This window comes from Oleiphilus sp. HI0061, assembly GCF_001635675.1.
In genome coordinates this window covers 1-1,129 of sequence record NZ_LWFE01000685.1, presented here as the reverse complement: position 1 = coordinate 1,129, position 1,129 = coordinate 1, and the positions used below count along the sequence as shown (strand labels likewise).

Genomic DNA, 1,129 nt, shown 5'->3' with positions numbered 1-1,129 from the left:
AATTCCACCACCCTCTACTGTACTCTAGCGAGTCAGTTCTAAATGCAGTTCCCAGGTTGAGCCCGGGGCTTTCACATCTAGCTTAACAAGCCGCCTACGCGCGCTTTACGCCCAGTAATTCCGATTAACGCTTGCACCCTCCGTATTACCGCGGCTGCTGGCACGGAGTTAGCCGGTGCTTCTTCTGCGAGTAACGTCAATCTAAGCAGGTATTAACTACTTAGCCTTCCTCCTCGCTGAAAGTGCTTTACAACCCGAAAGCCTTCTTCACACACGCGGCATGGCTGCATCAGGCTTGCGCCCATTGTGCAATATTCCCCACTGCTGCCTCCCGTAGGAGTCTGGACCGTGTCTCAGTTCCAGTGTGGCTGATCATCCTCTCAGACCAGCTAGGGATCGTCGCCTTGGTGAGCCCTTACCTCACCAACTAGCTAATCCCACGCAGACACATCCAATAGCGAGAGCCGAAGCCCCCTTTCCCCCGTAGGGCGTATGCGGTATTAATCCAAATTTCTCTGGGCTATCCCCCACTACTGGGCAGTTTTCTACGCGTTACTCACCCGTCCGCCGCTCGTCAGCAGATAGCAAGCTATCTCTGTTACCGCTCGACTTGCATGTGTTAAGCCTGCCGCCAGCGTTCAATCTGAGCCATGATCAAACTCTTCAGTTCAATCTAGTCGAAGCAAAAGCTTCATATACTTGCTCAAGTTACTTACTGTTCAAATAAATTGTACAGGTCGTTGACTTGATAATTTCTTAAGCAACATCCTCTCTAACAAGTTAGATCAGAGTGCTTTATCGTGAAATCATCTCAGCCAGCGCCCACACGAATTGCTTGGTTAATTTTTTAAAGAGCTTGCTTGAGATCCCTCAAGCGAGGCGCGTATTCTACAGCGTCTCATTTGCTTGTCAACGATTTTTTTTAATTTGTTTTCGAAGAAATTTAAATTCAAAACCGAAAACCAAAACCTTTAACAAGCGAAGATAAATTACTGATTTTAATCACTTAATTCATCCTCTATCTCCTTCAAACTTCGCCGCTTTCGAAGCGGTTCGTCTTAAGGAGGTGCGCATTATATAGAGCTGATTCTTTAGGTCAACACCTTTATCAAACTTTTTATAAATTAGT

1 rRNA gene is annotated in these 1,129 nt (G+C 46.6%); it reads right to left on the bottom strand.

Annotated features, from left to right (window positions below):
- Nucleotides 1-670: ribosomal RNA gene (locus tag A3735_RS08740) — 16S ribosomal RNA — on the bottom strand; the annotation flags it as partial.
- Nucleotides 671-1,129: the final 459 nt, after the last annotated feature.